18 protein-coding genes and 2 pseudogenes are annotated in these 24,015 nt (G+C 49.7%); 9 read left to right on the top strand and 11 right to left on the bottom strand.

The genetic code is table 11. The features are described from left to right. Window position 1 precedes the first annotated feature (1 nt). Both ACKTSG_RS09175 and ACKTSG_RS09170 read left to right on the top strand, forming a co-directional pair. Window positions 2-76, top strand: a pseudogene (locus ACKTSG_RS09175) (hypothetical protein); the annotation flags it as partial. A 482-nt stretch (window positions 77-558) separates the two neighbouring features. Next, window positions 559-1,092: a glycine zipper domain-containing protein gene (locus tag ACKTSG_RS09170; protein WP_407894075.1), complete on the top strand. Its 534-nt coding sequence runs from the start codon at window positions 559-561 to the stop codon at window positions 1,090-1,092. Between the two features lie 2,177 nt (window positions 1,093-3,269). Here ACKTSG_RS09170 and coaA read toward each other — a convergent pair. From coaA to helD, 6 genes and pseudogenes are all read right to left on the bottom strand, one after another. Beyond that, window positions 3,270-4,193, bottom strand: coding sequence for a type I pantothenate kinase (coaA, locus tag ACKTSG_RS09165; protein ID WP_407894064.1), 924 nt, complete (start codon window positions 4,191-4,193; stop codon window positions 3,270-3,272). Window positions 4,194-4,214: 21 nt separating this feature from the next. Beyond that, on the bottom strand, window positions 4,215-4,385 hold the full coding sequence (locus ACKTSG_RS09160) for a FeoB-associated Cys-rich membrane protein (RefSeq protein WP_407894062.1): 171 nt from the start codon (window positions 4,383-4,385) through the stop codon (window positions 4,215-4,217). A 172-nt stretch (window positions 4,386-4,557) separates the two neighbouring features. Next, window positions 4,558-6,517, bottom strand: a pseudogene (gene feoB, locus ACKTSG_RS09155) (ferrous iron transport protein B); the annotation flags it as partial. Beyond that, complete coding sequence (locus tag ACKTSG_RS09150) at window positions 6,510-6,995, bottom strand: FeoA family protein (protein ID WP_407894060.1); 486 nt, start codon at window positions 6,993-6,995, stop codon at window positions 6,510-6,512. The gene ACKTSG_RS09150 and the pseudogene feoB, both read right to left, overlap by 8 nt. A 203-nt stretch (window positions 6,996-7,198) precedes the next feature. After that, on the bottom strand, window positions 7,199-7,678 hold the full coding sequence (locus ACKTSG_RS09145) for an acyl-CoA thioesterase (protein ID WP_407894058.1): 480 nt from the start codon (window positions 7,676-7,678) through the stop codon (window positions 7,199-7,201). Between the two features lie 4 nt (window positions 7,679-7,682). Then, window positions 7,683-9,980, bottom strand: coding sequence for an RNA polymerase recycling motor HelD (helD, locus tag ACKTSG_RS09140; RefSeq protein ID WP_407894056.1), 2,298 nt, complete (start codon window positions 9,978-9,980; stop codon window positions 7,683-7,685). A gap of 176 nt (window positions 9,981-10,156) precedes the next feature. Between helD and ACKTSG_RS09135 the strand changes: the two genes are divergently transcribed. Continuing rightward, the gene (locus tag ACKTSG_RS09135) at window positions 10,157-11,977 is read left to right on the top strand and encodes a monovalent cation:proton antiporter family protein (RefSeq protein WP_407894054.1); all 1,821 of its coding nucleotides are present in this window, start codon (window positions 10,157-10,159) and stop codon (window positions 11,975-11,977) included. A gap of 50 nt (window positions 11,978-12,027) precedes the next feature. Here ACKTSG_RS09135 and ACKTSG_RS09130 read toward each other — a convergent pair whose 3' ends face one another. After that, complete coding sequence (locus tag ACKTSG_RS09130) at window positions 12,028-13,167, bottom strand: hypothetical protein (RefSeq protein ID WP_407894053.1); 1,140 nt, start codon at window positions 13,165-13,167, stop codon at window positions 12,028-12,030. 88 nt (window positions 13,168-13,255) lie between these two features. On the opposite strand from ACKTSG_RS09130, the gene ACKTSG_RS09125 reads away from it, so the two are divergent. Continuing rightward, window positions 13,256-14,158, top strand: coding sequence for a proline-specific peptidase family protein (locus ACKTSG_RS09125; protein WP_407894051.1), 903 nt, complete (start codon window positions 13,256-13,258; stop codon window positions 14,156-14,158). 446 nt (window positions 14,159-14,604) lie between these two features. Further along, the gene (locus ACKTSG_RS09120) at window positions 14,605-15,447 is read left to right on the top strand and encodes a hypothetical protein (protein WP_407894049.1); all 843 of its coding nucleotides are present in this window, start codon (window positions 14,605-14,607) and stop codon (window positions 15,445-15,447) included. On the opposite strand, the gene ACKTSG_RS09115 is transcribed toward ACKTSG_RS09120, so the two are convergent. After that, window positions 15,431-15,568 carry a hypothetical protein gene (locus ACKTSG_RS09115; protein ID WP_407894047.1) on the bottom strand — a complete coding sequence of 46 codons (138 nt, stop codon included), beginning with the start codon at window positions 15,566-15,568 and terminating at the stop codon, window positions 15,431-15,433. The genes ACKTSG_RS09120 and ACKTSG_RS09115 overlap by 17 nt on opposite strands. Further along, a complete protein-coding gene (locus ACKTSG_RS09110) occupies window positions 15,565-16,065 on the bottom strand; it encodes a hypothetical protein (protein WP_407894045.1) in 501 nt (166 codons plus the stop codon). Before ACKTSG_RS09110 ends, ACKTSG_RS09115 begins: the two co-directional genes overlap by 4 nt. A gap of 76 nt (window positions 16,066-16,141) precedes the next feature. Between ACKTSG_RS09110 and ACKTSG_RS09105 the strand changes: the two genes are divergently transcribed. Then, on the top strand, window positions 16,142-16,801 hold the full coding sequence (locus ACKTSG_RS09105; protein WP_407894043.1) for a histidine phosphatase family protein: 660 nt from the start codon (window positions 16,142-16,144) through the stop codon (window positions 16,799-16,801). A gap of 555 nt (window positions 16,802-17,356) precedes the next feature. On the opposite strand, the gene ACKTSG_RS09100 is transcribed toward ACKTSG_RS09105, so the two are convergent. Continuing rightward, on the bottom strand, window positions 17,357-19,165 hold the full coding sequence (locus ACKTSG_RS09100) for an FtsX-like permease family protein (protein WP_407894041.1): 1,809 nt from the start codon (window positions 19,163-19,165) through the stop codon (window positions 17,357-17,359). A 9-nt stretch (window positions 19,166-19,174) separates the two neighbouring features. Further along, complete coding sequence (locus tag ACKTSG_RS09095; protein ID WP_407894039.1) at window positions 19,175-19,933, bottom strand: ABC transporter ATP-binding protein; 759 nt, start codon at window positions 19,931-19,933, stop codon at window positions 19,175-19,177. A gap of 261 nt (window positions 19,934-20,194) precedes the next feature. Here ACKTSG_RS09095 and ACKTSG_RS09090 point away from each other — a divergent pair, with 261 nt between their 5' ends. The 3 genes from ACKTSG_RS09090 (at window position 20,195) to ACKTSG_RS09080 (ending at window position 23,752) form a co-directional block, all read left to right on the top strand. After that, complete coding sequence (locus ACKTSG_RS09090; protein WP_407894037.1) at window positions 20,195-21,835, top strand: APC family permease; 1,641 nt, start codon at window positions 20,195-20,197, stop codon at window positions 21,833-21,835. A gap of 208 nt (window positions 21,836-22,043) precedes the next feature. Further along, complete coding sequence (locus tag ACKTSG_RS09085) at window positions 22,044-22,838, top strand: ABC transporter ATP-binding protein (RefSeq protein WP_407894035.1); 795 nt, start codon at window positions 22,044-22,046, stop codon at window positions 22,836-22,838. Then, window positions 22,835-23,752 (top strand): FecCD family ABC transporter permease, encoded by a 918-nt coding sequence (locus ACKTSG_RS09080; RefSeq protein ID WP_407894033.1) that lies wholly within the window; start codon window positions 22,835-22,837, stop codon window positions 23,750-23,752. The genes ACKTSG_RS09085 and ACKTSG_RS09080 overlap by 4 nt, the downstream gene beginning before the upstream one ends. Window positions 23,753-24,015 lie beyond the last annotated feature (263 nt).

The raw sequence follows: 24,015 nt of genomic DNA, 5'->3' as shown, positions 1-24,015 counted from the left end.
AATCGGAGCTGGAGCAGTTGTCGGTACGCTCGTCGGGGCGGTAGTAGGCGATACGGTCGGAACTGACGTCGGGGCACTGGTTGGTGCCACTGTTGGTGCGGCAGTCGGGGCTACCGTTGGAGCTGACGTTGACGCACTCGTCGGAGCCACAGTTGGTGCAGTGGTCGGTGCTGACGTTGGCGCACTCGTCGGAGCTACGGTTGGTGCTACAGTTGGAGCTGACGTCGGGGCGCTCGTTGGCGCTGATGTTGGTGCACTCGTCGGAGTCACAGTTGGTGCAGTGGTCGGTGCTGCGGTTGGCGCTACCGTTGGAGCTGACGTTGGCGCACTCGTCGGAGCTACGGTTGGCGCTACAGTTGGAGCTGACGTCGGGGCGCTCGTTGGCGCTGATGTTGGTGCACTCGTCGGAGTCACAGTTGGTGCAGTGGTCGGTGCTGCGGTTGGCGCTACCGTTGGAGCTGACGTTGGCGCGCTACGGTTGGCGCTACAGTTGGAGCTGACGTCGGGGCGCTCGTTGGCGCTGATGTTGGTGCACTCGTCGGAGTCACAGTTGGTGCAGTGGTCGGTGCTGCGGTTGGCGCTACCGTTGGAGCTGACGTTGGCGCACTCGTCGGAGCTACGGTTGGTGCTACAGTTGGAGCTGACGTTGGCGCTGATGTTGGTGCACTCGTCGGAGTCACAGTTGGTGCAGTGGTCGGTGCTGCGGTTGGCGCTACCGTTGGCGCTACCGTTGGCGCTACCGTTGGAGCTGATGTTGGCGCACTCGTCGGAGCTACGGTTGGTGCTACAGTTGGAGCTGACGTTGGCGCTGATGTTGGTGCACTCGTCGGAGCCACAGTTGGTTCTAAGGTTGGTGCCGCGGTTGGCGCTACCGTTGGCGCGCTGGTTGGTGCCACTGTTGGTGCTACAGTTGGGGCTGATGTTGGTGCACTCGTCGGCGCGCTGGTTGGTGCTACAGTTGGTGCTGACGTCGGGGCTGACGTCGGCGCACTCGTCGGATCTACCGTTGGTGCAACCGTTGGAACGATAGTTGGTTCAGTCACTTCAGAATCCCGTTCAAAGATGGCAGTATACAAGTCAAGGTTCCCATAACGGGTATCAATGCGAACCTTGTTGCCGACAACTGTCGCATGTGCCTGCTGTTTCTCGGCTGGATGATACCCAGATGGCGCGGTGACTTCTAAATAAAACGATCCGGAAACCGAAAGTTTTTCAAATTTGATTGTTTTACCAGTTTGAGCATCCACACTATACACGGTTCCGGAAGCAACAGCACCAGTTGCGTCTTCATTTGAACGCACATGTAAGACGTAATAGCCACTTGGGTTCACTTTAGGCTGGATCGTCAGCTCCCCACCTAGAAGCGATACGCCCAGCATTTGTTGTTTTACCGAATAGTAACCAGTTGGCGTTGGTACACTTAAATAGGTCTTATTCATATCTCCTGTGGTTTGGCGGATCATCGTATTGGTCGTATCATCCCACACAATGATCGAAGCACGACCATCTGAAAGTTCTGGTACATTTCCATAAGTCGGCATGTCATCCGGATCAAAGATTGCTGTGTATGAGTCAAGATTTCCATAACGCGTATCGATGCGGACCTTGTTGCCGACGGCTGTCGCATGCGCCTGTTGTTTCGGTGCTGGATGATAACCAGTTGGCGCGGTCACTTCCAAATAAAATGATCCTGAAACGATCATTTTTTGAAACTTCAACGTGTTGCCAGTTTGAGAATCGACACTATACACTGTACCAGAGGCAACGGCACCACTTTCGTCCTCATTAGAGCGCACGTGCAAAACGTAATTTCCGCTTGGGTTTTCTTTAGGCTTAATGGTAAGTTCACCACCTAAAAGCGATACTCCAAACATTTGTTGCTTGAGCGGATAATAGCCTTTGGGAATTGGTACACTCAAGTAGGTCTTACTCATATCGCCAGTCGTTTGGCTAAGCATTTCGTTTGTCGTGTCATTCCACACCGTGATCAAAGCACGATCATCAGAAAGTTCTGGCGTGCTACCGTAGTTTGGCATATCATCTGGATCAAAAATTGCCGTAAACAAGTCAATGTTTCCATAACGGGTATCGATGCGAACCTTGTTACCGACGACTGTCGCATGTGCCTGTTGTTTAGGCGCAGGATGATAACCGGTTGGCGCGGTCACTTCTAAATAAAATGATCCTGAAACGACCATTTTTTGAAACTTCAACGTGTTGCCGGTTTGAGAATCGACGCTATACACAGTGCCAGAGGCCACAGCACCACTTTCATCCAGATTCGAACGCACATGCAAAATGTAATTTCCGCTTGGGTTCACCTTTGGCTGAATAGTAAATTCACCACCTAGAAGTGATACCCCAAGCATTTGTTGCTTCACAGGGTAATACCCGTTTGGAATCGGAACGTTCAAATAGGTCTTACTCATGTCGCCAGTGGTCTTACTTAACAATGTGTTGGTGGTATCATCCCACACGGTGATCGTTGCGAGTTGCGCCTGTTTTGCTTGGGCTGCGATCACTGGTGTCGGTGCCACCACACTACTGGTCATGGCCACATAGGTACCGCCTAACATCACAGTCGAAATCAGTAACGCTTTTTCCCAGTTAGGCATAAAAGACTTTGTTTTCATTTAGATCCCCCAAAAGTAAATGTTTTTCATCGTATCTCTACATTATTCAGGAAAAGCATCTTCATGTCTACTAAATCTCATTTTATAATGGATAATTAAGCTGAATACATATGTCATTACAATTATTATAATATGTAGATTTACGAATTGATTCCACAAGCATATGTGATAAGGGCCATGCTTGATGCAAAAAAAACTACCACGGGTTCAAACGAACCCGTGGTAGCCACAATCGAAGCATATCGTTGAAAGTGTTGAAAATATTAGTCAAACCATACAAGGAGAGGTTTATTCTGGCAAGGTCTCAGCTTCTTTGCCTTGATTTAAGCTTATCATATTGATTATTGTAAGCGCAACCACTGATCGATCGTGATCTTACAATGAACAACAAAAAACCACAGGTGTCATTATCACCCGTGGTAGAAATCGAAACAATAATCACGTTAAGCATGAAAATCACTGGAAAATGTTCCCCAATCGAAATTGGGTTGGGTATTAGGCAAGGCGACCACTCCTTGCCTTGATTTAAGCTTATCATATCGATTACTGTAAGCGCAACCATTAATTGAACTTTTTTTGCGATCATGTCAAAAATACCCCATCAGCACGCTGCCAACAGGGTATCAAATTCAAACCTTAGAATTTTCGTAGCGCCACTTGGTCGATGACATGATTTTCGGTTTTATGTAAGATCACATCTGCGCGATTTTTGGTAGGCAAGATGTACTCGTTCAAATTCACCAAGTTTACCGTATCCCACACGTCGCGCGCCATATCAAAGGCCGCCTCGCGATCGCCAATGGCATATTGATAGTAGTAATTGGTCGGGTCAGTGAAAGCCGTGTCCAACAACATACCGAAGCGTTCCAAATACCACTGCTCGATCAGCTCTGGGTCGGCGTCGACATAAATCGATAAGTCGAAATAATCTGACACGTAGATCGGCTCATGCGTCGGCAGTTGCAACACGTTGATCCCTTCTACGATCAAAATGTCGGGATGATCCAGCACTTCTTCTTCGCCTGGCACGATGTCGTAGATCTGATGGGAATACTTCGGGGCGCGCACCACACCGGTATTATTTTTGACGTTGTTTAAAAAGTGGATCAACAAGTCCATGTTGTAAGATTCTGGGAAGCCTTTGCGATCCAAGATCCCACGTTTTTCCAGTTCAGCATTCGAATACAAAAAACCATCAGTGGTGATCATTTGCACCCGCTTGTCAGGATAGGCACGGCTGAGCATCAACTGCAACAAGCGCGCAGTGGTACTTTTACCCACCGCCACAGACCCGGCGATGCCAATAATGAAAGGATGGTTGTAGTCGTGTTCGCCCATGAACGCCGACAAGTTGTACTCGGCGGTTTGATAGTCGCGATACTTCACGTGGATCAAATGGCGCAACGGGCTGTAGATATCTTTGACGTCTTGCATGCTGACTTCATCGTTCAACGACCGCAGTTGATCCAATTCTGCATCCGTCACCGACGAAAAGTTGCGCGTGTGAAACGTGGCCCACTCAGACCGAGGGAAAACGTAATAATTCATTCGAGATTCCATGTTGTCTCCAAGCGCGAGCGATCAAGCTCGCTTTTTGTTATTCTGCTGAAGCGCTTGGGCTTGGTCAAACAAAGGGCAACCGACGTCGCCGCAAGACTTGCAGCCGTCGCCTTTGGCCTTTTTGAAAAAGCGTCGATAGATCACAGCAGCCACCGCTAATAAAATAATGCCTAAAATGATCCAAGTTGCCATCAGCAATTCCTCCTATGTTAGCACTTTCAAATAGCGTTCTGCAAGTTGCCTGCAGTCGGCCGCTTCACAAACAGCCCAAACAAGATCAAAACCAGCGCCACGCTGGCTAAAACCAGTCCCCAAAGCGTTGCCGCGCCAGCCACTAACGCGCCGATTTGATTGACGATCGTCGCGATCAAATACGCCACCAAACTTTGATACCCTACCGCATACCAGGTCCAGCGAGTGTCGCCAAATTCTTTGTACATGGTGCCGATCGCGGCAAAACACGGCGCACACAACAAGTTGAACACCAAAAATGCGTAGCCGGCCATCGGGGCATAGGCTTGTTGCAACTGCGCTTGAAAATGGGCCATCGACCCGCCACCAAAGGCGATCTTAAAGGTCCCGACACAATTTTCCTTGGCAATGAGGCCTGAGAAGATCGCCGCCGTCGCCCGCCAATCCCCAATACCAAGCGGCGCAAATAACGGTGCGATCACGCTACAAACGTCGCGCAAAATCGACTGGTTTTGGCCGACCATTTGCAATTTGAAATTGAAATTCGCCAAAAACCATAACAACACGCATGACGCAAAGATCAAGGTACCGGCTTTATACACGAAGGCGCGGCAACGGCTGTACACTGAACGCGCAATGTTTTGGAATTTTGGCAAATGATACGCCGGCAATTCCATGACAAATGGCGACGGCGGACCAGCAAACAGGCGCGTTTTTTTCAAGAAGATCCCCGACCCGATCACCGCCAAGATGCCGATGAAGTATGCAGACGGTGCGACCCAAGACTGCCCTGGAAAAAAGGTCCCGGCGATCAAAGCGATGACGGTCAGTTTGGCCGAGCATGGCATGAATGTCGTCAACATGATCGACATGCGCCGGTCTTGTTTGGACTCAATGGTGCGCGTGGCCATGATGCCAGGCACCCCACAACCAGTGGCAATCAACATGGGAATAAAGGCTTTGCCAGATAAGTTGAACTTATGAAACAAGCGGTCCATGACAAAGGCGATGCGCGCCATGTACCCGCAATCTTCCAGCATCCCCAAACATAAAAACAACATCATGATCTGCGGCAAAAAGCCTAAGATCGACCCCACCCCGCCGATAATGCCGTTGACGATCAACGACTGTAGCCAAGCCGCCACTTGCCATTGATTCAGCCAGTGCGTGGCCAAATATGGCAACCAACTGCCAAATACCGTATCGTTGAGCCAATCTGAGCCGATGGTGCCAATAGTTTGGATCGATAAGTAATATACCGCCCACATCACCACTGCAAAAATCGGCAAAGCCAACCAACGATTGGTGACGATGCGATCGATTTTATCGGACCAAGACTCGGAAAAGTCATTGTCATCGATCACACTCATGGCGATCACGCGGGCGATGAAATCATACCGCGCATTGACCATGATCGCGTCAGACGTGTCGCCGAACAGTTTTTCTGCCGTGGCAATGGTTTGTTGAATGTCAGTTTGTTGTTGGTCAGACAACTGCACTTGGGCAGTGACTTGTTCGTCTTGTTCAAACAACTTGATGGCATACCAGCGGCGTTTTTCAGCAGGATAATCACTTAATTGGTCAGCGATCAAACTCAGCGCTGACTCGACTCGCGGATCATATTCCGGATAGGCATAGGTCTGCGTTTCGGCAGCCAACAAATGATCGACAAGGGCTGGCAAGTTGGTGCCATTCATGGCGCTGATGCCGATCACTGGCACCCCAAGCGCATAGCTTAACTTGTCCAGATTGATCTGGCGATGGTGCTGTTTTTTCAACACGTCCATCATGTTCAATGCCACGATCAGCGGCCGGCCAGTTTCCATGACTTGTAAGGTCAAATACAAATTGCGTTCAAGGTTGGTGGCGTCCACCACGTTAAGCACTTGCGACAACTGGCCATCCAGCAAAAAGTTGCGGGTGACGATTTCTTCTGAGGTGTATGGTGACAGCGAATAAGTCCCTGGCAGATCTTGGATCACCACAGTTTTGTCTTGGCGCAACTTGCCGGCTTTACGCTCAACCGTCACCCCAGGCCAATTGCCGATGGCTTGTTTGGCGCCAGTTAAGGTATTAAACAGCGTGGTTTTGCCAGAATTAGGATTACCCACTAAGGCGATTGCTTCAGGCATGTGTCCCCACCTCCACCACTTGGATCGATTCCGCGTCAGCTTTGCGAATGGATAACTTGTAGCCACGCACCAACAATTCCAACGGATCACCTAAAGGCGCCACGTTGTAGACTTTCACCAACGTGCCGCGAGTCAAACCCATGTCCATCAAGCGATGGCGCAAAGCGGGTTGGCCGTCGAGTTTGGCCACGATGCCTTGTTGATGACGCTTGAATTGCGAAAGCGGCTGGGCGTTGGTCAAATCAATATCGTGATATGGCTGCACTGCGATCAAACTGGCGATTTCAGAAGACATCGCCAAGCGTTGTCCTTGAAAATAAATCAACATTCCTGAATCGCCTTTGGCTGTTTGGATCACCGTCAAGCGCTTGCCTGCCAGCAAGCCGAGTTCAGCGAGATGTTTATTTAAACGGTCGCGACCCGTGATCGACATAATGATGTAATCGCCTTGCGTTTGCACTTGCGTCAATTTTTGCATGGTCGGACCTCCTGTGTGTCTCATGGTATTCTCATCATACTGGATTTTGCGCCACTTGTATCGCCTTAGTCGCCGAATTCACGGTTATTCACAAGGATATCACGGATAGGCACAAGTTTTTTCTTACATTAGAACAATTATCATTGTCAATGCCAACCAAAAAAGCCTCGCACCGGTTTTGCCCGAGACGAAGCTTTCTCATGCTAAAATGGCACGACATCCAACGACACATCAGGTAGTGCGTGCAAGCGACGTTTGTTTTCCGCCCGGCGATCAGCGTACCCTGCCGCCAGCTTTTGGCCTTCTGCGACATCCGCTTCCAAACTTGGCAGTGGCGTGTCGGCGGTGGAGACAAAAGTGGTAAAGGCATAAGCGGCCAAGTAGCGCTGGCCAGAATCCAAGTCTTCACCGATCATTTTGGTGAACACTTCCAGTGACTTGTTGCCAACGCCGGTGATCACCGACGCATACATCAACGCATGCCCAATCGCCACCGGATTGACGTACACCATCGAATCCACTGAGCCAGTGACTAACGGCCCGCGCGAAAGGCGGTGCGCAGAAATCGACGCATTTTCATCTAGCCAAGCCAAGGTTTGGCCGCCAAACAACGAATCGTGCTCGTTCATTTGCGCTTCAAACACCCGGTGCGTGGTAATGGCAATGGTTTCAGACATTTTCATACAATTACGCTTTCTGATACAAGTCCGCTGGCACTTGCGCCAACAGTGGCGACAAGTCTGGACTTGCCAAAATGGTCAAGCGGTGCATTGCCCGGCTGGCAATCGTGTAAAGCAATTCGCGCTCATCTTCTTCATGGAAGAAATGCGCGTTGGCTTGCCACAAGATCACCGCGTCAAATTCTAACCCTTTGGCCAAATAAGACGGCACCACGATCACGCCAGCGGCCAAGCGTTGGTTTTCGCTGCGGATCAAAGTGGACATCAACCCAGCCGCTTGCATCAGCTGATGGATATGTTCAGCTTCTTCTAGAGTTTTGGCGATGACGGCTGTGGTTTGTTTGGCGGCATCGTTGACTTTTAGTTGCGCCGCCACAGCTTGGACCAATTCGGCTTCGTTATCGCGCAAGGCGATGGTCGGCAGTGGGCCTTGGCGGTTAAAGGCATTGATGGCTTGGCCGGATTTCAAGATTGCTTTGGTGAAGTCCGTGACTTGTTTGGTCGAGCGATAAGATTGGGTCAGCTGGATCACCCGAGTCTTATCTGGATCAAACAGCTTTGACACATCTTGGATCAAGGTGTGTGACGCCGACTTGGTGAAGATCGCTTGATTCAAGTCCCCTAGCAGCGTGAAGCGGGCTTTGGGGAAGCTGGCGCGCAAGTAGGCCAATTGATAAGGCGTGTAATCTTGGATCTCATCGATAAAGACATAACGCATGTTGCGTTCGCCATGGCGGCCAGTGATCAAGTCATACAAATATAAGTAAGGGGTGGCGTCGACCATGTTCAACTGGCGATTTTTGAACCCGATTAAGAAATCTTCGACGTCTGCTTGCCACTGCTCTTCGGTCAAGCCGTAATCAGCTAAGTTGATGAAGTTGCCAGCATTTTTCAAAAAGTGTAAGTATTGACCGCGAATATTCAAGAAGTGATTGCGCACGATCGCTTGTTGGATGGACTTGAAGGCATCCATGACGATTTTGCGAGCAAAGAAGCGATATTCGTCGTCGGAATTCTTGAACTCTTCTGGGCCATTGGCTTGCAGCTCGCGGATGCGTTCAGCGGACAAGTCTTCTACCGCTTCTTGGACCCACTTGGACTTCATCGTGCTTTCCACTTTATGGTTGAGCATGTTGATGAGCTTTTCTTTGGTGGCGGTCAACCGGTTGCCTAAGTGGTAATTTTCGTTATAAGAATAGAAGATCTCTTTGATGCGGCCTTTGGAAAAGAAGACCGAATCATGGAACTTGATATCGCGAAAACGCATGCCAGCAGCTTCCAAGCTAGTGGCGTAGCGCTGTGTCGCATCAAAAAAGGCTAAGCTATTTTTTAATGCGGAAACTTTTTTCTGGGTGTCAGTTTGCACCACTTCAAACTGAGAAAACAAGTTTTGCACGTCGATGTTTGGCACGCGGCGGGAGACATATTGGTAGAACGTGAACTGCACCATGTTTTGTTCGCCAAGTTCAGGCAACACATTGCCGATATAATCGGAGAACAATTGGTTGGGGCTAAACATGATCACTTGACTGGCGTTCAATTTACCGCGGTAGCGATACAACAAGTAAGCTACCCGTTGCAACACCGCGCTGGTTTTCCCAGAGCCGGCAGCGCCTTGCACGAACAGTAATTCGGCAGAGGTGTCGCGAATGATCTGGTTTTGTTCGCGCTGAATGGTGGTGACAATGGACTTCATTTGCGTGTCGGATTTTTCGCCAAGCACTTCCAACAACATTTGATCGCCAATAGTTTCAGTGGTATCAAACATGGTTTTGATCTGGCCGGATTCAATCACAAATTGACGCTTCAATGACACATCCACGGTTTGCGGCCCGTCAGGGGTTTGATACGTGACATGGCCTAAGCCGCCATCGTAGTAGATCGAGCTGATCGGCGCGCGCCAATCGTAGATCAAAAACTTGCCTTTGGTGTTGGTGAATGACCCTAAGCCGATATAAATCGTTTCCGGCTTTTCTTGGCCTTCTTGAAAATCGATGCGCGCAAAATAAGGATTGACCTCTAAGCGCTGCACGGTTTTTAATTGGGTGTCAGATTGCTGCCAAGCGTTTTGCCGTTCATCAAGCATTTGTTGCTGTTGCTGAATGGACGCGGCAGTTTCGCTGGCTTCCGCATCCCCACTGAAGTTCAATGAAAAGTCACTGAAAAAATGCTTGTTGAGTTGTTGTTCTTCGGCCTTGGTACGGTCGATCTCGGCACTTAAGCGGGTTTCGGCTTTGCCTAATTCCCCCATGATCGCGTCGAGATGAGCTTGTTCAAACTGTTGGTCTTGATCTGCCACACGCATGCCCTCGCTTTACTGAATAATCGTTATAATATAGTAGCACTTTTTACCTGTGGGCACAAATGCGCCACTCGCAGTTGAGAGGCGTTGACCCAAAAGCGCCAGGGATTGTTGGTTAAAATCGCCCTGCGAGAACATTAAGATTGGCGTATACTAGACAAAAAACTTGGGAGGCCGACATGGATTCTCTTTCATTATTGATCGTCTTATTTGCAGCCCTTGCGATCCCGCTGGTGATGGCCAAATTCAACATCACCTCAACACCGACTGCGGTGGCGGAAATCGTTACTGGCATCGTGCTGGGACAAAGTGTGCTCGGCGTGGTCAACACCAACACCGTGTTAAACGAGCTAGCCAGCTTAGGCGTGATCGTGCTGATGTTTTTGTCTGGGATGGAAATCGACTTTTCCTTATTTAAACCGCAAAAACAAGCCAAGCAAATCGGCCCCGCGCCTTTGGCCATGATCGCGTATGCTAGCGTCGTGGTATTGGCTGGCGTATTTGCGACGATTTTGCAAGTCACCGGCTTTTTGCCGCATGCAGTATTTGTCACCATCGTTTATTCGACAGTAGCGCTAGGCGTGGTGATCGCCGCGTTAAAAGAAAAAGAGTTACTGTCCAAACCTTTTGGCCAAACCATCCTGCTGATCGCGGCGTTAGGTGAAGTGATCCCGTTGATCAGCTTGACCGTGTATGCCTCGATCAACGGCAAGTCGTCTAAATCCGTTTGGTGGCTGATGGCGATTTTCGTGGTGGCGATCATTTTGCTGATGCGGTTTCGCAAACCTTATCAAGTGTTTGCCCGCATCGATAAAGCCACCACGCAATTAGACATTCGCTTGGCCTTTTTCTTGATCATCACCTTAGTCACCGTCGCCGAGTCAGTTGGCGCGGAAAATATCTTAGGGGCTTTCTTAGCGGGGATCGTGATGAAACTGTTGCGGCCGCGCGAAGAAACGCAAGACAAGTTGACCAGTTTAGGCTATGGGTTCTTTATTCCAATCTTCTTCATTATGACCGGCGTGAAAATCAACTTGCGGACGTTATTGTCTGATCCGCATGCGTTGGCGTTGATCCCGATTTTGCTGATCGGCTTTTTCTTAGCCAAAGCGCTGTTAGCGGTGATCTTGCGCCTGCGCTTTAAGCCGCGCAATGCTGTAGCTGGGACCTTTTTGGCGTCAACGACGATCACTTTGGTCGTACCGGCATTGACCATTGGCCGCAACTTAGGCATTTTAACGGCGACGCAATCTGGGGCTTTTACCTTGGCGGCGATCATCACGTGCATTTTCAGCCCGATCTTGTTCAATCGCTTCTATCAAGAAGAGCCTGAAGACTTCAAGAAAACTGTGGTGCATTTCATTGGGACGAACTTGTTGACGGTACCGATCGCCCAACAACTGTCTAAAGGCTTGTATGACATCACCATGTACACTGACGACCCGGCCAAATACTCGACTTATAACTCGGAAGTCAATGTGAAACTGCTGCCAAGCTTTTCCCAAGGTGCGCTACATGAAGCTGGCGCCTTTGATACCGATATGGTGATGCTGGCGTATTTTGATCACGACAAGAACTTCGAGCTGGCACAATGGGCCTTGGCTGAAAAAGTGCCGCGGATCATCGCCCGCTTTGAATCCAAGAATGTCGCCTCCACGCGTTATGACGAATTACGCGCGCAAGGTGTGGAAGTTTACAACACCATCGACGCATCGATTTCTTTGCTGCGTTCGTTGATCGAAACGCCATCGACTTTGAAGATCTTAGACGACACCCAAGCGGGGATCTTTGAAATCACCGTGAACAACCGCAAATTTACCGGTATGGAAGTGAAATCTTTGCCATTTGTCAACGAGATCACGATTTCTCAGATCTATCGCGACAAGCAATTCATTGCGCCACATGGGGATACTCAGATCCACTTAGGCGATCACATCATTTTCTCCGGCGACAAAACTGCTATGGCAGATATTCGCCAACAACTGGAAAAGAAAAACTAATGTCTCTTGCCAAAAGCCGGCCAACTTCATGGAAGTTAGCCGGTTTTTGGTTAGTCTGTAGCAGAAAAGGTCGCGTGATCCCCATTCACCGTGGCGAAGCGATACGTTCGTTGATCCAAGGCATAATATGTGGAAAAATTATCATACGTATTGATCACCACTTCATAGGTGCCATTGTTCAGCGGATCAGCAGAAATCACGGTGGTGTTTGATTTGTGGGTATCAAAGGTCTTGAAAATTGTTTGTGCCCAGCTGGGGATCGCAGTCGTGTCAGTGCCAGCATCGGATCTGGTGTAAAGTTGCGGCTTTTGCGACGTGCTGAGTTTAGCCATATGCGTCGCGTCTAAAAACAAATAGACTGTGGCAAACCCATCTGCGGCGGCAGTGGTGGTGGCTTTGGGCATCAGGTAATGATTTCTCGTGGCGATCGCCGACATTTGGGCAAACTGACCACTGTCTAACGCGTTATCACTTAAATCGCGCAAATTTTGCACTTGTTGCCGCGACACGCCGCCGCTGGCAGAAACTTGATACAGCCAATTGCCGGATACGCGCATTTGCGCAGTGGCATCAGTAGTCGCGACCCAACGCCCTTGGATCGCGGCGATCGACGTTTTCTTGGGGCGCTTTTGCGAAGCTGGCGTCAATACCGTCGCTGTCACTGACGACTTGGGGTTCCACACCAAAGGCAGTAAATACAATTTGCGGTCCATCACAATGGCGCCGGTGCCGGTGTGGCTGATGGTGACTTTATCTTGGTACACCACCAACTGGTCGAAGCTCGTCAGCAGATGTGGGGCTTTGGCCGCTTTAAGCAATTGATTCAGTTGCGCCAAAGTCGTCAGTTTTTGGCCGGCTTTTTCATTTTTGATGCCTTGTTGCATTCCTGCCTTAGCTTGTGCATAGGTGGTGCGCTTAAACGCCGCATCCATGCCGGCACTGTTGGTGGTCGTGATCGTGGCATCGGTTTGTTTGGTATAATGACCCAGCAAAAAGGCTTGCTGAGACGTTTTCATGGTGGCAGAAGCTTCAGTTTGCCAAATATGTTCTTCGGCCATCAAGTAATGTTTAGAAGCTTCGGCAACGGTGGCGATCCGCGCTTCCTCCTTGATCTTTGTGGTGGTTTGGTGGCATGCCGCCAAGGTCAACGTTAAGCACACCCCTAGCGTGACCATCATAATTTTTTTCATCAGTTTCTCCTTTTTGTTCCCTAAACATTCTACCGGAAAATCGCTTGAGTGTTACAATATGAATATCTTAAGAAAGTGGTGATACACAATGAAGCAAGGAACCACGATCCTCACCTTGGACAACGGCTACCATTTGTGGACCAACACCCAAGGCACTGGCGATATCCATTTGCTGTGCTTACACGGCGGCCCTGGTGGTACCCACGAATATTGGGAAAACTTCGGCAAAGAACTCGCAGACTTAGGCGTGCAGGTCCATATGTACGATCAACTCGGCAGTTTTTATTCTGATCAACCTGATTATTCTGATCCGGAAAATCAAAAATATTTGACCACTGACTACTTCTTGGATGAAGTTGAAGAAGTCCGCCAAAAGCTTGGTCTTGATCATTTCTATTTGATCGGCCAAAGTTGGGGCGGCGCACTGGTGCAACTGTACGCATTGAAGTACGGCGAACACCTTAAAGGCGCGATCATTTCGTCCATGGTCGACAACATCAACGAATATCTCGAACATGTTGAACTGTGCCGTGAAGAGGCTTTGCCGCCTTCCGCAGTGCGCTACATGAAGGAAATCGAGAAAAAAGGCGACTGGTCTGATCCCCAATACCAAAAGTATGTTGACGTGTTGAACGCCGGCTACGTGGATCGCAAACAACCACCAGCAATTTCTCATTTGATCTCCACCACTGCCACTGATGTATACGGCGCCTTCCAAGGCGACAACGAATTTGTGGTCACTGGCAAGCTCAAAGATTGGGACATTCGCGACCAGATCCATAACATTACCGTCCCAACCTTGTTGACCTTTGGTGAACACGAAACCATGCCAATGAAGTCTGCCCAACGCATGGCCGAAGACATTCCGCATGCGCGCTTGGTCACGACCCCAGATGGTGGTCACCACCACATGATCGACAACGCCCCAGTTTACTTCGCCCACTTGAAGCAATTCATCAAAGACGTCGAAACCGGCAACTTCAACGATTAAAAACCAGTGCGAACCAAACCGCTTTTAGCGGTCCGGATAGCTACGCAAAAACTGTTGAGTCGTACTTTGACTCAGCAGTTTTTGTGTGCTAGACGTGGCCGCGTTGGTTTGGTGAGCACGACGACCAGTGCGAACCAAACCGCACTTAGCGGTTCGGATAGCCTAGACAAAGCCGTTGTGTCGCATTTTGACACAGCGGCTTTGGCGTAGCTAGACGTGGCCGCGTTGGCTTGGTGAACACGACAACCAGTGCGAACCAAACCTGTTTAGAGTCCGGATAGCCTAGACTAAGCCGTTGTGTCGCACTTTGACTCAGCGCCTTTAGTTTAACAGCCGCATATATACCGAACCGAATACGTCAAAAGTGCCTGCCTCATCGCAGACGCTTTTGATATGCATTGACCGCCACTACCGGTATAATGAAAGTAGAAATGGAGGCGATTTCAATGAAAAAGTTTTGGGGTATCACCATCTCGTTACTATTGGGTCTCACCTTAGCTGGCTGTGGCAGTCAAGCAGCCACTTCGCACTCCGCCAGCGGCAAGTCGTCCACCTCAGTGAAGTCAACAACCAGCTCGGCTAAAAAGTCGCGCACCAAGGCGGCTAGCTCTAGTCAGTCTGCAAGTAGTACCAGCTCGAAAACTAGCTCCTCCAGCTCACAGGCACCACAACCTGTTGCCGACCGCTTGACAGCGTTGCGCAGCCAGCTTAAAGCCGCCTTACCAACCGCTTTGTTGCCAACCGCTTACCCTTTGCCTGCCGGACAAGTCCTCAACGCCAGCTACAGCGGTAATGCCACAAACTACACGATTTATTTTGCCGCCAGAAACTCAGCTTTGCCGCTTAACACTAGTAATGTCAACGCCAATGCCGCTGATATCGCGTTAAGCGCACAAACCTATCCAACTGCTAGCGCCGCTGAAGCACAGATCAACTATCAAGCCCCAGAAACTGGCTTGCCGACGGTGGCTTTAGGCGACCATTTAACCGGTACCCAACAAGGCGCCGCGGGTTCGACTTACCTCACTTGGCAAGAAGGCCGCTGGTCACTGACCACTCAAGCCATCAATCAAAACCAAGAAAACCCAGTACCATTGAGTCGCCAAGTAGTTGCCTTATTATCTGAAGCCTTTTTACCAGTCCCTGCCACGCATGGTGCCATCGCGTTGCGGGTCAACACTGGCGGGTTACGGTTGAATTCTGTCACTTGGCGGCAAGGCAAGGTGTGGTATCAAGCGACTGGTGTTGATGCCATGACCTTGTTGCGCGTGGTCACGTCGCTAAAGTAAAAAAATCGCCGCTGGCAACTGTCAGCGCTACGATCGCAGAGCCGATCCAATAACTCAAAGAGCCACTAGAGGTGGATTGTTTGGCAGAAGTTTCCATCATTTGGCGAAATTTTTCTTTCATGGCTGAATCTCCTTTTGATCTGGATGCGTTTGAGCGAATGCGCGGCTTGGATAAAAATGAGCATACACTTGAGGCTTGGCCCCACTGGCCACCCATAGTTCTTGACCTTTGAGTTGAAAGCTGGTGCCACTGCCAGTCAATTGGTACCACCCGCGCAAGTTCAACCAGCCATTCGTTTCAGTGGCTGCAGCCCATTGTGCTTTGTGGGTGGTGGGCACATTACCGGCATCCAGCATTTGGTTGTCGGCTTTGGTACGCTCGCTGGCCCAATACACCGGCGTTTTGACGTGATCATAAACCACCGCATTGGCCAAAAATTGATAAGTATGCGGTAACCCTTGACTGTCGACATTGTACCACTGCCGGCGAAACGCTGGCGTAAATACGGCTTCGTGGGGTGCCGCTTTAACAGTTGGGTGAGCCGGCTTGCCAGCAGGTTTGGCGCTGCAGCCGGCTAAGCTGATCAATAACGTCAGCACAAGCATTTTGTGAGTCATCGCGTCCTCCATATTCAGTTTAACACGTTGGCTCTCGCCTGTGCTAAACTAGAGGAAAAGTCAGGGAGGAATCGCAATGAAAACAGTTACCGTGTATCTCGTGCGCCATGGGCAAACTTGGTTCAACCGCTTCAACAAAATGCAAGGTTGGTCTGATTCGCCATTAACCGACCAAGGGATCGCCGATGCCCAGCGCACTGGCGAGCTACTGAGCCACATCACCTTCACGCATGCTTATTCCAGTGACACCATGCGAGCCTCCAACACTGCGCGCGAAATTTTGGCTAAGAACATGAATTCCAATGTCGAACTCACCATCACGCCATTTTTCCGCGAACAATTCTATGGCTACTACGAAGGCGAAGATTCCCCGAAAACTTGGTATGCCGTCGGGGCTCCTCATGGGGCACCATCGTTTAAAGCCATCATCGACCAATATGGCGTTGATGCCTCCAAAGATTTCTGTCACGAAGCAGATCCCTTTGGTGCCGCCGAAGATGCCTTGACGTATTGGAATCGCCTGCAAAAAGGCTTCAAGTTGTTGCGTGCCGACAACCAAAATGGCGACAACGTGTTGTTGGTATCACATGGCACCACGATCCGCAGCATTGTGGATAAATTCGGGAAAAACGACGGCTTCAAGGTCACCGAGTCCCCTCGCAACGGGTCGATCTCTAAAATCGCGTTGACTTCAGAAGGCATTAAAGTCTTAAGCTACAACCAGTTGGAACTGTAATTTTGTTATTTTAGGCGTTGCCAATTTCTTGCAACATGATACAATAAAAACAAAGCGCAGGACCTGTGCAAAGGTCCTGCGCCTACAGAGCCGTTTAAAGAACGGTGGTCGATGTTACGCAAGTACAGCCGCAATCATCTCGCAAAAGTTGAAGATGCGGCTGTGCTTGCTTATTTTTTTCGAATCGCTTCGAACGCCACGATCAGTCCGCTAACTGCTATCAACAGTTTCGTCGTCACTTTCACAAGGAGGGTTAATCCTTGAACCAGCGGGACTAGCAAACCGATCACGGCTGTGGCGGTCAAGATCGCACCAACCACAAGCTGAGCTGTACTCCCTTCGGACGGAATAAGACTGCATAAGCCTCACCCTCTTTCAAAAAAAGTACCACCGATCATCTCACTTTTCTGCGTGATGTATCATCCCATCCGCCGATGCCTTGTCATCGCACCTTGATACCAGATTCGTTATTTAATTACTTATCCACAACGACTGAATTCTTAATGCTAAACAAAACATGCGCCGCCTTTGTCCATTCAAAGGCAACGCATGTTTTTATTCGGCAAGGTCTTTTTTGATCACAATGCCTTCATATAACCACACCGTTAATAGGTAGTAAATGCCGTACAACACGATGAAAATACCAAACGGTACCCACAAATTGTGATACGGATGGCGCAACATCGACGTGAACAGTTGCAGGCCAAACAACACATGCACGATTCCGAGCAACCCTGGGAAAGCGAACAACGCGCCGATTTCTTGACGGACGGAACGCCGCAACAGCCCAGGGCGCACGCCGATTTTTTGGAGCATCAAGTAACGGCTGGCATCAAAGCTGGCGCCACTTAAGATCTTAAACATCAACGTGGAAGCCAACATTGCCAAAAATGCGATCCCTAAGAAAAAGCCCATGAACGCCAAACCAGAAAACATGCCATTGATCAAATCATATGACGCCATTTTTTGCCCGGACATTTGCGGGTTCGTGACGTGCCATTGCTTATTTTGCGCTTTGAACATCGCTTCAAAAGCGGTGTAGTTAGCGCCAAAATCTTTGACCTGATACGCCACGACTTGCCGCGTAGTACCAGTGGCACTGGCATATTCGGCATGCGGGACGATTTGGATCTGACGATTTCCGTCTGCTGGGGTGCGGAATTGACTTAACTGAACGGAGATCTCAGTGAGATTTTTGGCCAGCTCAGCGTTTGTCGCAATCGCCAAGTGTTTGGCTGTGGCACCATTATAGGCCACGAACTTCAAAGGCTGCTGTTTCACTTGCGATTCATCAAACATGATCACTTTAGCGGTGACTTTTTGCGTGTAATGGGTTTTGGCAGTCACCCCAGTCAACTTCGCGGCAGCTTGTTGGGTTTGGGCGTTGGCATTCAAGGTCACGGCGTCATAGCCAGATTGGGTACTGGCCAACTCTGGGATCGCGTTTTGAAACCCTAACCCTACCGTGATCGCCCCTAAAGCCAAAGCAAACAGCATGGCGACCACCGCTAAGATCTTGGTATAATCGCGGATCCGAAATGACAGCTGACTCAAGGTGAAGGTGTGCAACCCTTTTTCGGCAAACGCATGGTTTTGCTTCAATAAGCCGATCAACCACACTAACAGCGCGTTGAATAAGAAATACGTGCCTAAGACGATGGTCACTAAGGCAATGCCAATGGCGGCCAGTTGCAACATTGCCAATTGGGTCATCGCCCAATAGCCGATGGCCAACAAGACAATCGCTAGCACCCCTTGAATGATCAGCCAACCACGTTTTTGCTGCAGGCGGTTAGGCAACGTCGCGGCATGCAACAACTCGAGCATTGGCGTTTTCAACAAGCGCCCAGCGTTAACAAACGCCGCGATCACAAACATGATCAAGAAAAAGCCAAACGTGGCGATCAATGCCGGCGGCCAAACCACTGCAAAGTGCGTGGCTGGCGCGTGCAACATATTGATCAATAAATTCCCAGCGATCCCTGTCAAGCCCGTGCCGATCACAACGCCAACGACTGCCGCCAACAAGCCTACTGACACGGTTTCAATGAAGATCAACTGCGCGATCTTGCGACTGTTGGCGCCAAGCATCATAAACATCGCATAATCGCGCTGGCGCATACTCATTAAGAAAGTATTGGCATAAACGATATACACCATGGTGATGATCACCAACAGTACTTCCCCGAAGCCGAAAATGATCGGCGTCATACTAATCGGTGAATTATTGGTCAAGAATTTGTTGTTGGTAGCCAACGCCATAAACATATAAAACACGGCACTGGCAATCACCAAGCCTGAAAACAACACCGCATAATCGCGAAAACGCGAGCGGATGCCGCCTAAAGCTAATTTACGTAACATGGCAGCCTCCTATTGTTGAAATGTGCCTAAGGTAGTTAAGATCTCTTGGTAAAAGGCGGCTTGGCTTTTATCGCCATGCACCAATTCTTGCCCGATCTGCCCATCTTTAATGAATAAAATGCGCTGCGCATAACTCGCAGAAAATGGATCATGGGTCACCAGCAAAATCGAGACGCCTTGGTTTTGGTTCAAGCGCGTCATGGTATCCAGCAACTCTTTGGCCGATTGCGAATCCAACGCCCCAGTAGGTTCATCCCCAAATAAGATCGCGGGGTTTTGCACCAAAGCGCGAGCAGCAGCGACGCGTTGTTTTTGGCCACCAGATAATTCGGTTGGATAATGATCCAGCACGGCATCGATGCCAAGGGTTTCGGCAATTTGATTCACCGCGGTCACTTGTTTGGCATGAGACACATTTTGTAAGGCCATCGGCAAGGCGATGTTTTCACGCGCCGTTAAGTTCTCTAACAAGTTGAAATCTTGGAAAATAAAGCCGACTTGCTTGGCGCGAAAATCAGATAACCGATCCCCTTTTAAGCTGGTGACATCTTGACCATTGATTTTGACACTACCACTAGTCGGGCGATCCAAAGTGGATAAGATATTTAACAGCGTGGTTTTGCCGGAACCTGATGCGCCCATGATCCCGACGAATTCGCCAGGTTGAACGTTGAAGGTGATGCCTTTTAAGGCTTGGAATTGCTTTTCGTTTTTCTTACCGTATGTTTTGGTGATGCCATTAACGGCGACCACTGGTTGGTTTTGCATGATGTTGCCTCCCCTTGTTCGATGACTCTATGTTACCTTATTTGCTGGCGCTGTGAACGAACACTCGCTAACGGTTTTGTAAGGCTTAAAGATTCTCTAAAGAAAATTTCTGCAAATTGTTCCCTCCACTATGAAAATTCGGTAGAATGTAGCGTACCCTTTTTCCAGCAAAATCAAGTCCATTATAGGAGGCTGCCATGTTTTTGAATAAAGCGCCAGGGTACTAAGTGATGTCAGTCACTTAGGATTTTGGAGAAAATTATGCAACCTGAAAAACAAAAGCAATATATTCCTTGGGTCATTGTCGGTTTGATGGACTTTGTCACGGTCATCGGCTTTGACGATATTATTTATAACTTTCAAAACCAAGGCCTAGTCGCCGTTACCTCTTGGGTATTAATGACGATTTTTTACGTCATTCCTTATAACTTGATCGTCGCGCACATGGGCTCAACGTTCTCAGAACATGGCGGCGGCATCACCAGTTGGATGCGCCAAACCAATGGCGACACTGTCGGCTACTTCGCGGCATGGTTTTATTGGATCACCGGCTTGCCTTATGTCGTCGATGTCGCCAACTCAGTCGTCATTTCCTTTGGGTGGATCTCTAACGGCAATGGCAACATTCAAGCGCACATGGGCAATGCTTGGTTTGGCATTTTCACCGCAGTGGTGTTTGTGGTGTTCATTTGGCTACAACATTTCTTCAAGAACAAATCCCTTGAAGTGATGTCGACCATTGGGGGCGGCGCGATGTTTATCATGACGGTGTTGTTTGTGATCATGACCATCGCCGGTTTGATGCATGGCAACCCGATCGCCACGCATCCTTTCCACTTCTCAAGCTTCATGCCTAAGAACTTCTTTTCACTGTCCTTCTTGTCGACATTTGGTTTGTTCGTGTTTGCCATGAACGGTTCAGAACTGGCCGCACCTTACACCGCTGACATGAAGCACCCGGCCAAAGACTTCCCGAAAGCGCTGAAAATGATCGCCATTATGACCATGTTTTTGACCTTATTTGGGACCTTCTCATTAGGGGTATACTTCAACGCCCATCATTTGCCCAATGACTTGAAAATGAATGGTTCTTATTATGCCTTTCAAGCCATCGGTCGCCAATTTGGCATGGGCAATGCCTTAATGTATGTCTTTGCGGTAGTGCAAGGCATTTACATGTTGGCGCAACTGGCGGTGATCTTGGATGCGTCGACACGCGTATTCTTGTCTGATGTGGCCAAGCGCTTCATGCCGCGGCAACTCACCAAGAAAACCGCAGACGGCTTGCCGATCAACGGCTATTGGTTGACCACCATTTTATGTGCGGTGATCATGGCTTTAGGCGGCATGTTGCCAAAGATCAACGACATTTTCAACTGGTTGTTGAACTTAAACGGGATCGTGTCACCATTTTCCACCATGTTTTTATTCTGGTCTTACATCATGGTGCGCAAAAACCCCGAACGCTTCCCGACGCCTGATTACAAATACATCAAAAACGACAAGCTAGGCTTGATCGTCGGCTTGTGGATGTTGATCGTCACCTTCTTATTGGCTTGCTTAGGCTTTTTCCCAACCGATGCCACAGACAATACCTTCGTGTTGATGTTGACGTTAAACATCGCCGTACCGATCGGCATGATTCTGTTAGGCTTTATGATGCCTTGGATCGCCAAGCGCCAAGCCGATGGCCTCAACGCCTTTGGCCGCACAGCTTGGTGGATCATGACGGTGATCGTCGCGGTGGTGTTGATCTACTTAGCCACTGACGGGATCAACACCAGCTTGTTGGCCCATCAAAGCTTAGCCTTGCGCTATGGCGTCACTGGCATCGTGGACGTGATCTTGTTTGGCGTGATCATGGACATGACTAAAAATGGGCGCCGCGGCACAGTCGCGTAACGTTGTAACAAGCAGCAGTTTTAACTATTAATCCAAGCGGCTCTGTCCACGATTCGGAATGAATCGCGGTGCAGAGCCGTTTTTGTAACTTGGGGTGCTAAGCAAAACATTTGGTGTACAACTGTTTTTTTACAATAATTCTTGTGACTAGCTTTGAACCCTGCTATGCTAATGGCATTAACTTGTGTGATCGCTAACAGGAGGCATTATGGCAGACATTATCACTGGCACGCATTTAAGCATCGGCTACGGCCAAAAAGTGATCATCGCTGATCAAGATTTGCACATTCCTGCCGGCCACATTACCGGCTTGATCGGCCCTAACGGTAGCGGCAAATCAACTTTGTTAAAAGCCATCGCTGGGATCAATCCGCTGCTTGCCGGCGAGATCTGCTTGGCAGACACGCCGATCGCGCAGCTACCAGCCAAAGAACTCGCCACCAAACTGGCTTATTTGGCCCAAAGTCCGCAAGTGCCAGGCGACTTGACCGTGGCCGCTTTGGTCAGGCTCGGTCGTTACGCGTATCACCAAGGCTTTTTTGGCAGCGACCCTGATGAACTTGCCCAAGTCCAAATCGCGATGCAACAAGCGCATGTGGCAGACTTGGCCGATCGCACCTTAAACAGTTTATCTGGCGGACAAAAACAACGCGCTATGATCGCCATGACCTTAGCACAAAATGCGCAAGTCTTATTGCTAGATGAACCAACCACTTACTTAGACCTCACCCATCAGCTGTCAGTGTTGAATTTGATGCAGTGTCTCAATCAAGATGTCGGCAAAACTGTGGTGGTGGTGTTACATGATCTCAATCAAGCAGCGCGCTACTGTGATCATTTGATCTGCGTGCATGCCGGCAAACTGGTCGCCACAGGCAGTCCTAAGCAAGTGTTAACTGACGAGTTGTTGGCAAAAGTATTTGGCGTCAGTGCCGAATTGGTGACGCCGCGCGGGTGCGACTTTCCGCAACTGTTGAACACGCAAACCTTGGAGGCGCCATGAAACCGATCAAAAGTCTGTGGCGCTTCAATATAGCGCTGTTACTTCTATTAATGGGGTTGGCTGTGATCGCCACAGCCGCCGGGGTGAAATGGTATGGGCCCCTGACTTGGTTTCACGCGGCGCCCCTCACCCAAAAAATCTTGTTGACGATCCGCTTGCCGCGCACCTTAGCCGCGATGCTAGTGGGCGCGATGCTTTCGCTAGCTGGCCAATTGATGCAGCATTTATCGCATAACCCCATTGCCGATCCGTCGATTTTAGGAGTCAATGCTGGGGCAATGTTGGCCTTAATGTTAGGCGGGCTAGCCGGTGTCAGCTTGAACATTTTCAACACCATGTGGCTAAGTGTGCTTGGCGCTACTGGCGCGTTTGTGGTCGTTCTAGGCTTGGCCATGCGTAGGCGCGGACTGGACGTGTTGCGCTTTATTTTAGGTGGCAGCGTGGTGTCCAGTTTGATCACTTGCATCGCTTATGCTGTGGGGATCTTGACCAACCAAACGGCACAATATCGCAATTTACTCGTTGGCGGCTTCGCCAATGTCACCATGAGCCAAGTCCACGCCTTGTTTTGGGTAATGGCCGGCTTGCTGGTGGCAGTGGCGTGTTTTCACAAAGAGCTGTCCTTGTTGATTTTAGATGATAGTACGGCCCGCGGCTTAGGCGTGCGGCCGCAGCGCACCCGCTTGATCGCCAGCGGCTTAGTGGTGATCAGTGCCGCTATGGCCGTGGCTGTCGGGGGCAATATTGGCTTTGTCGGCTTAGGCGTGCCGCAGTTGGTCAATTACTGGCATCCAGACCGCTTCGCGCGCAATGTGGTGCCAACGCTTTTGCTTGGTGCCAGCTTTATGTTGGCTGTCGACATTTTGGCCCCTGGATTATTCATAGAATTTCAAAAAAGCAGCGCAATCCCATGATTCACACGGGACTGCGCTGCTTTGGTGTTTCACCCATTGGGTGCGCCTATATGCTAAGGTTAAGTCGACAAAAACCATCACGAAAGCGAGGCTTCACACCATCTCAACTTTAACCAGCTTATCCCTGCAATGCAATACCAATGTGACTGTGACCGCCGACGGCGGTCAACTTTCAAATGACGCCGGGCTCGTTTTGTTCCAAGAGTTTCTTCATCGTATCAACTTTAGGCAACTTGCCAATCAGTGCCTCAAGTTACCAGACC

Origin of the sequence: Lacticaseibacillus salsurae, from assembly GCF_045862175.1 — a bacterium.
GTDB classification, from domain to species: domain Bacteria; phylum Bacillota; class Bacilli; order Lactobacillales; family Lactobacillaceae; genus Lacticaseibacillus; species Lacticaseibacillus salsurae.
Note: the sequence above shows the minus strand (reverse complement) of the source record. Positions and strands in the feature narration are given on the sequence as shown.

Coding starts and splice junctions, on each gene's coding strand:
- coaA (WP_407894064.1), bottom strand. CDS start 4,193: ATGGAATCTCGAATGAATTATTACGTTTTCCCTCGGTCTGAGTGGGCC.
- ACKTSG_RS09160 (WP_407894062.1), bottom strand. CDS start 4,385: ATGGCAACTTGGATCATTTTAGGCATTATTTTATTAGCGGTGGCTGCT.
- ACKTSG_RS09150 (WP_407894060.1), bottom strand. CDS start 6,995: ATGCAAAAATTGACGCAAGTGCAAACGCAAGGCGATTACATCATTATG.
- ACKTSG_RS09145 (WP_407894058.1), bottom strand. CDS start 7,678: ATGAAAATGTCTGAAACCATTGCCATTACCACGCACCGGGTGTTTGAA.
- helD (WP_407894056.1), bottom strand. CDS start 9,980: ATGCGTGTGGCAGATCAAGACCAACAGTTTGAACAAGCTCATCTCGAC.
- ACKTSG_RS09135 (WP_407894054.1), top strand. CDS start 10,157: ATGGATTCTCTTTCATTATTGATCGTCTTATTTGCAGCCCTTGCGATC.
- ACKTSG_RS09130 (WP_407894053.1), bottom strand. CDS start 13,167: ATGAAAAAAATTATGATGGTCACGCTAGGGGTGTGCTTAACGTTGACC.
- ACKTSG_RS09125 (WP_407894051.1), top strand. CDS start 13,256: ATGAAGCAAGGAACCACGATCCTCACCTTGGACAACGGCTACCATTTG.
- ACKTSG_RS09120 (WP_407894049.1), top strand. CDS start 14,605: ATGAAAAAGTTTTGGGGTATCACCATCTCGTTACTATTGGGTCTCACC.
- ACKTSG_RS09115 (WP_407894047.1), bottom strand. CDS start 15,568: ATGAAAGAAAAATTTCGCCAAATGATGGAAACTTCTGCCAAACAATCC.
- ACKTSG_RS09110 (WP_407894045.1), bottom strand. CDS start 16,065: ATGACTCACAAAATGCTTGTGCTGACGTTATTGATCAGCTTAGCCGGC.
- ACKTSG_RS09105 (WP_407894043.1), top strand. CDS start 16,142: ATGAAAACAGTTACCGTGTATCTCGTGCGCCATGGGCAAACTTGGTTC.
- ACKTSG_RS09100 (WP_407894041.1), bottom strand. CDS start 19,165: ATGTTACGTAAATTAGCTTTAGGCGGCATCCGCTCGCGTTTTCGCGAT.
- ACKTSG_RS09095 (WP_407894039.1), bottom strand. CDS start 19,933: ATGCAAAACCAACCAGTGGTCGCCGTTAATGGCATCACCAAAACATAC.
- ACKTSG_RS09090 (WP_407894037.1), top strand. CDS start 20,195: ATGCAACCTGAAAAACAAAAGCAATATATTCCTTGGGTCATTGTCGGT.
- ACKTSG_RS09085 (WP_407894035.1), top strand. CDS start 22,044: ATGGCAGACATTATCACTGGCACGCATTTAAGCATCGGCTACGGCCAA.
- ACKTSG_RS09080 (WP_407894033.1), top strand. CDS start 22,835: ATGAAACCGATCAAAAGTCTGTGGCGCTTCAATATAGCGCTGTTACTT.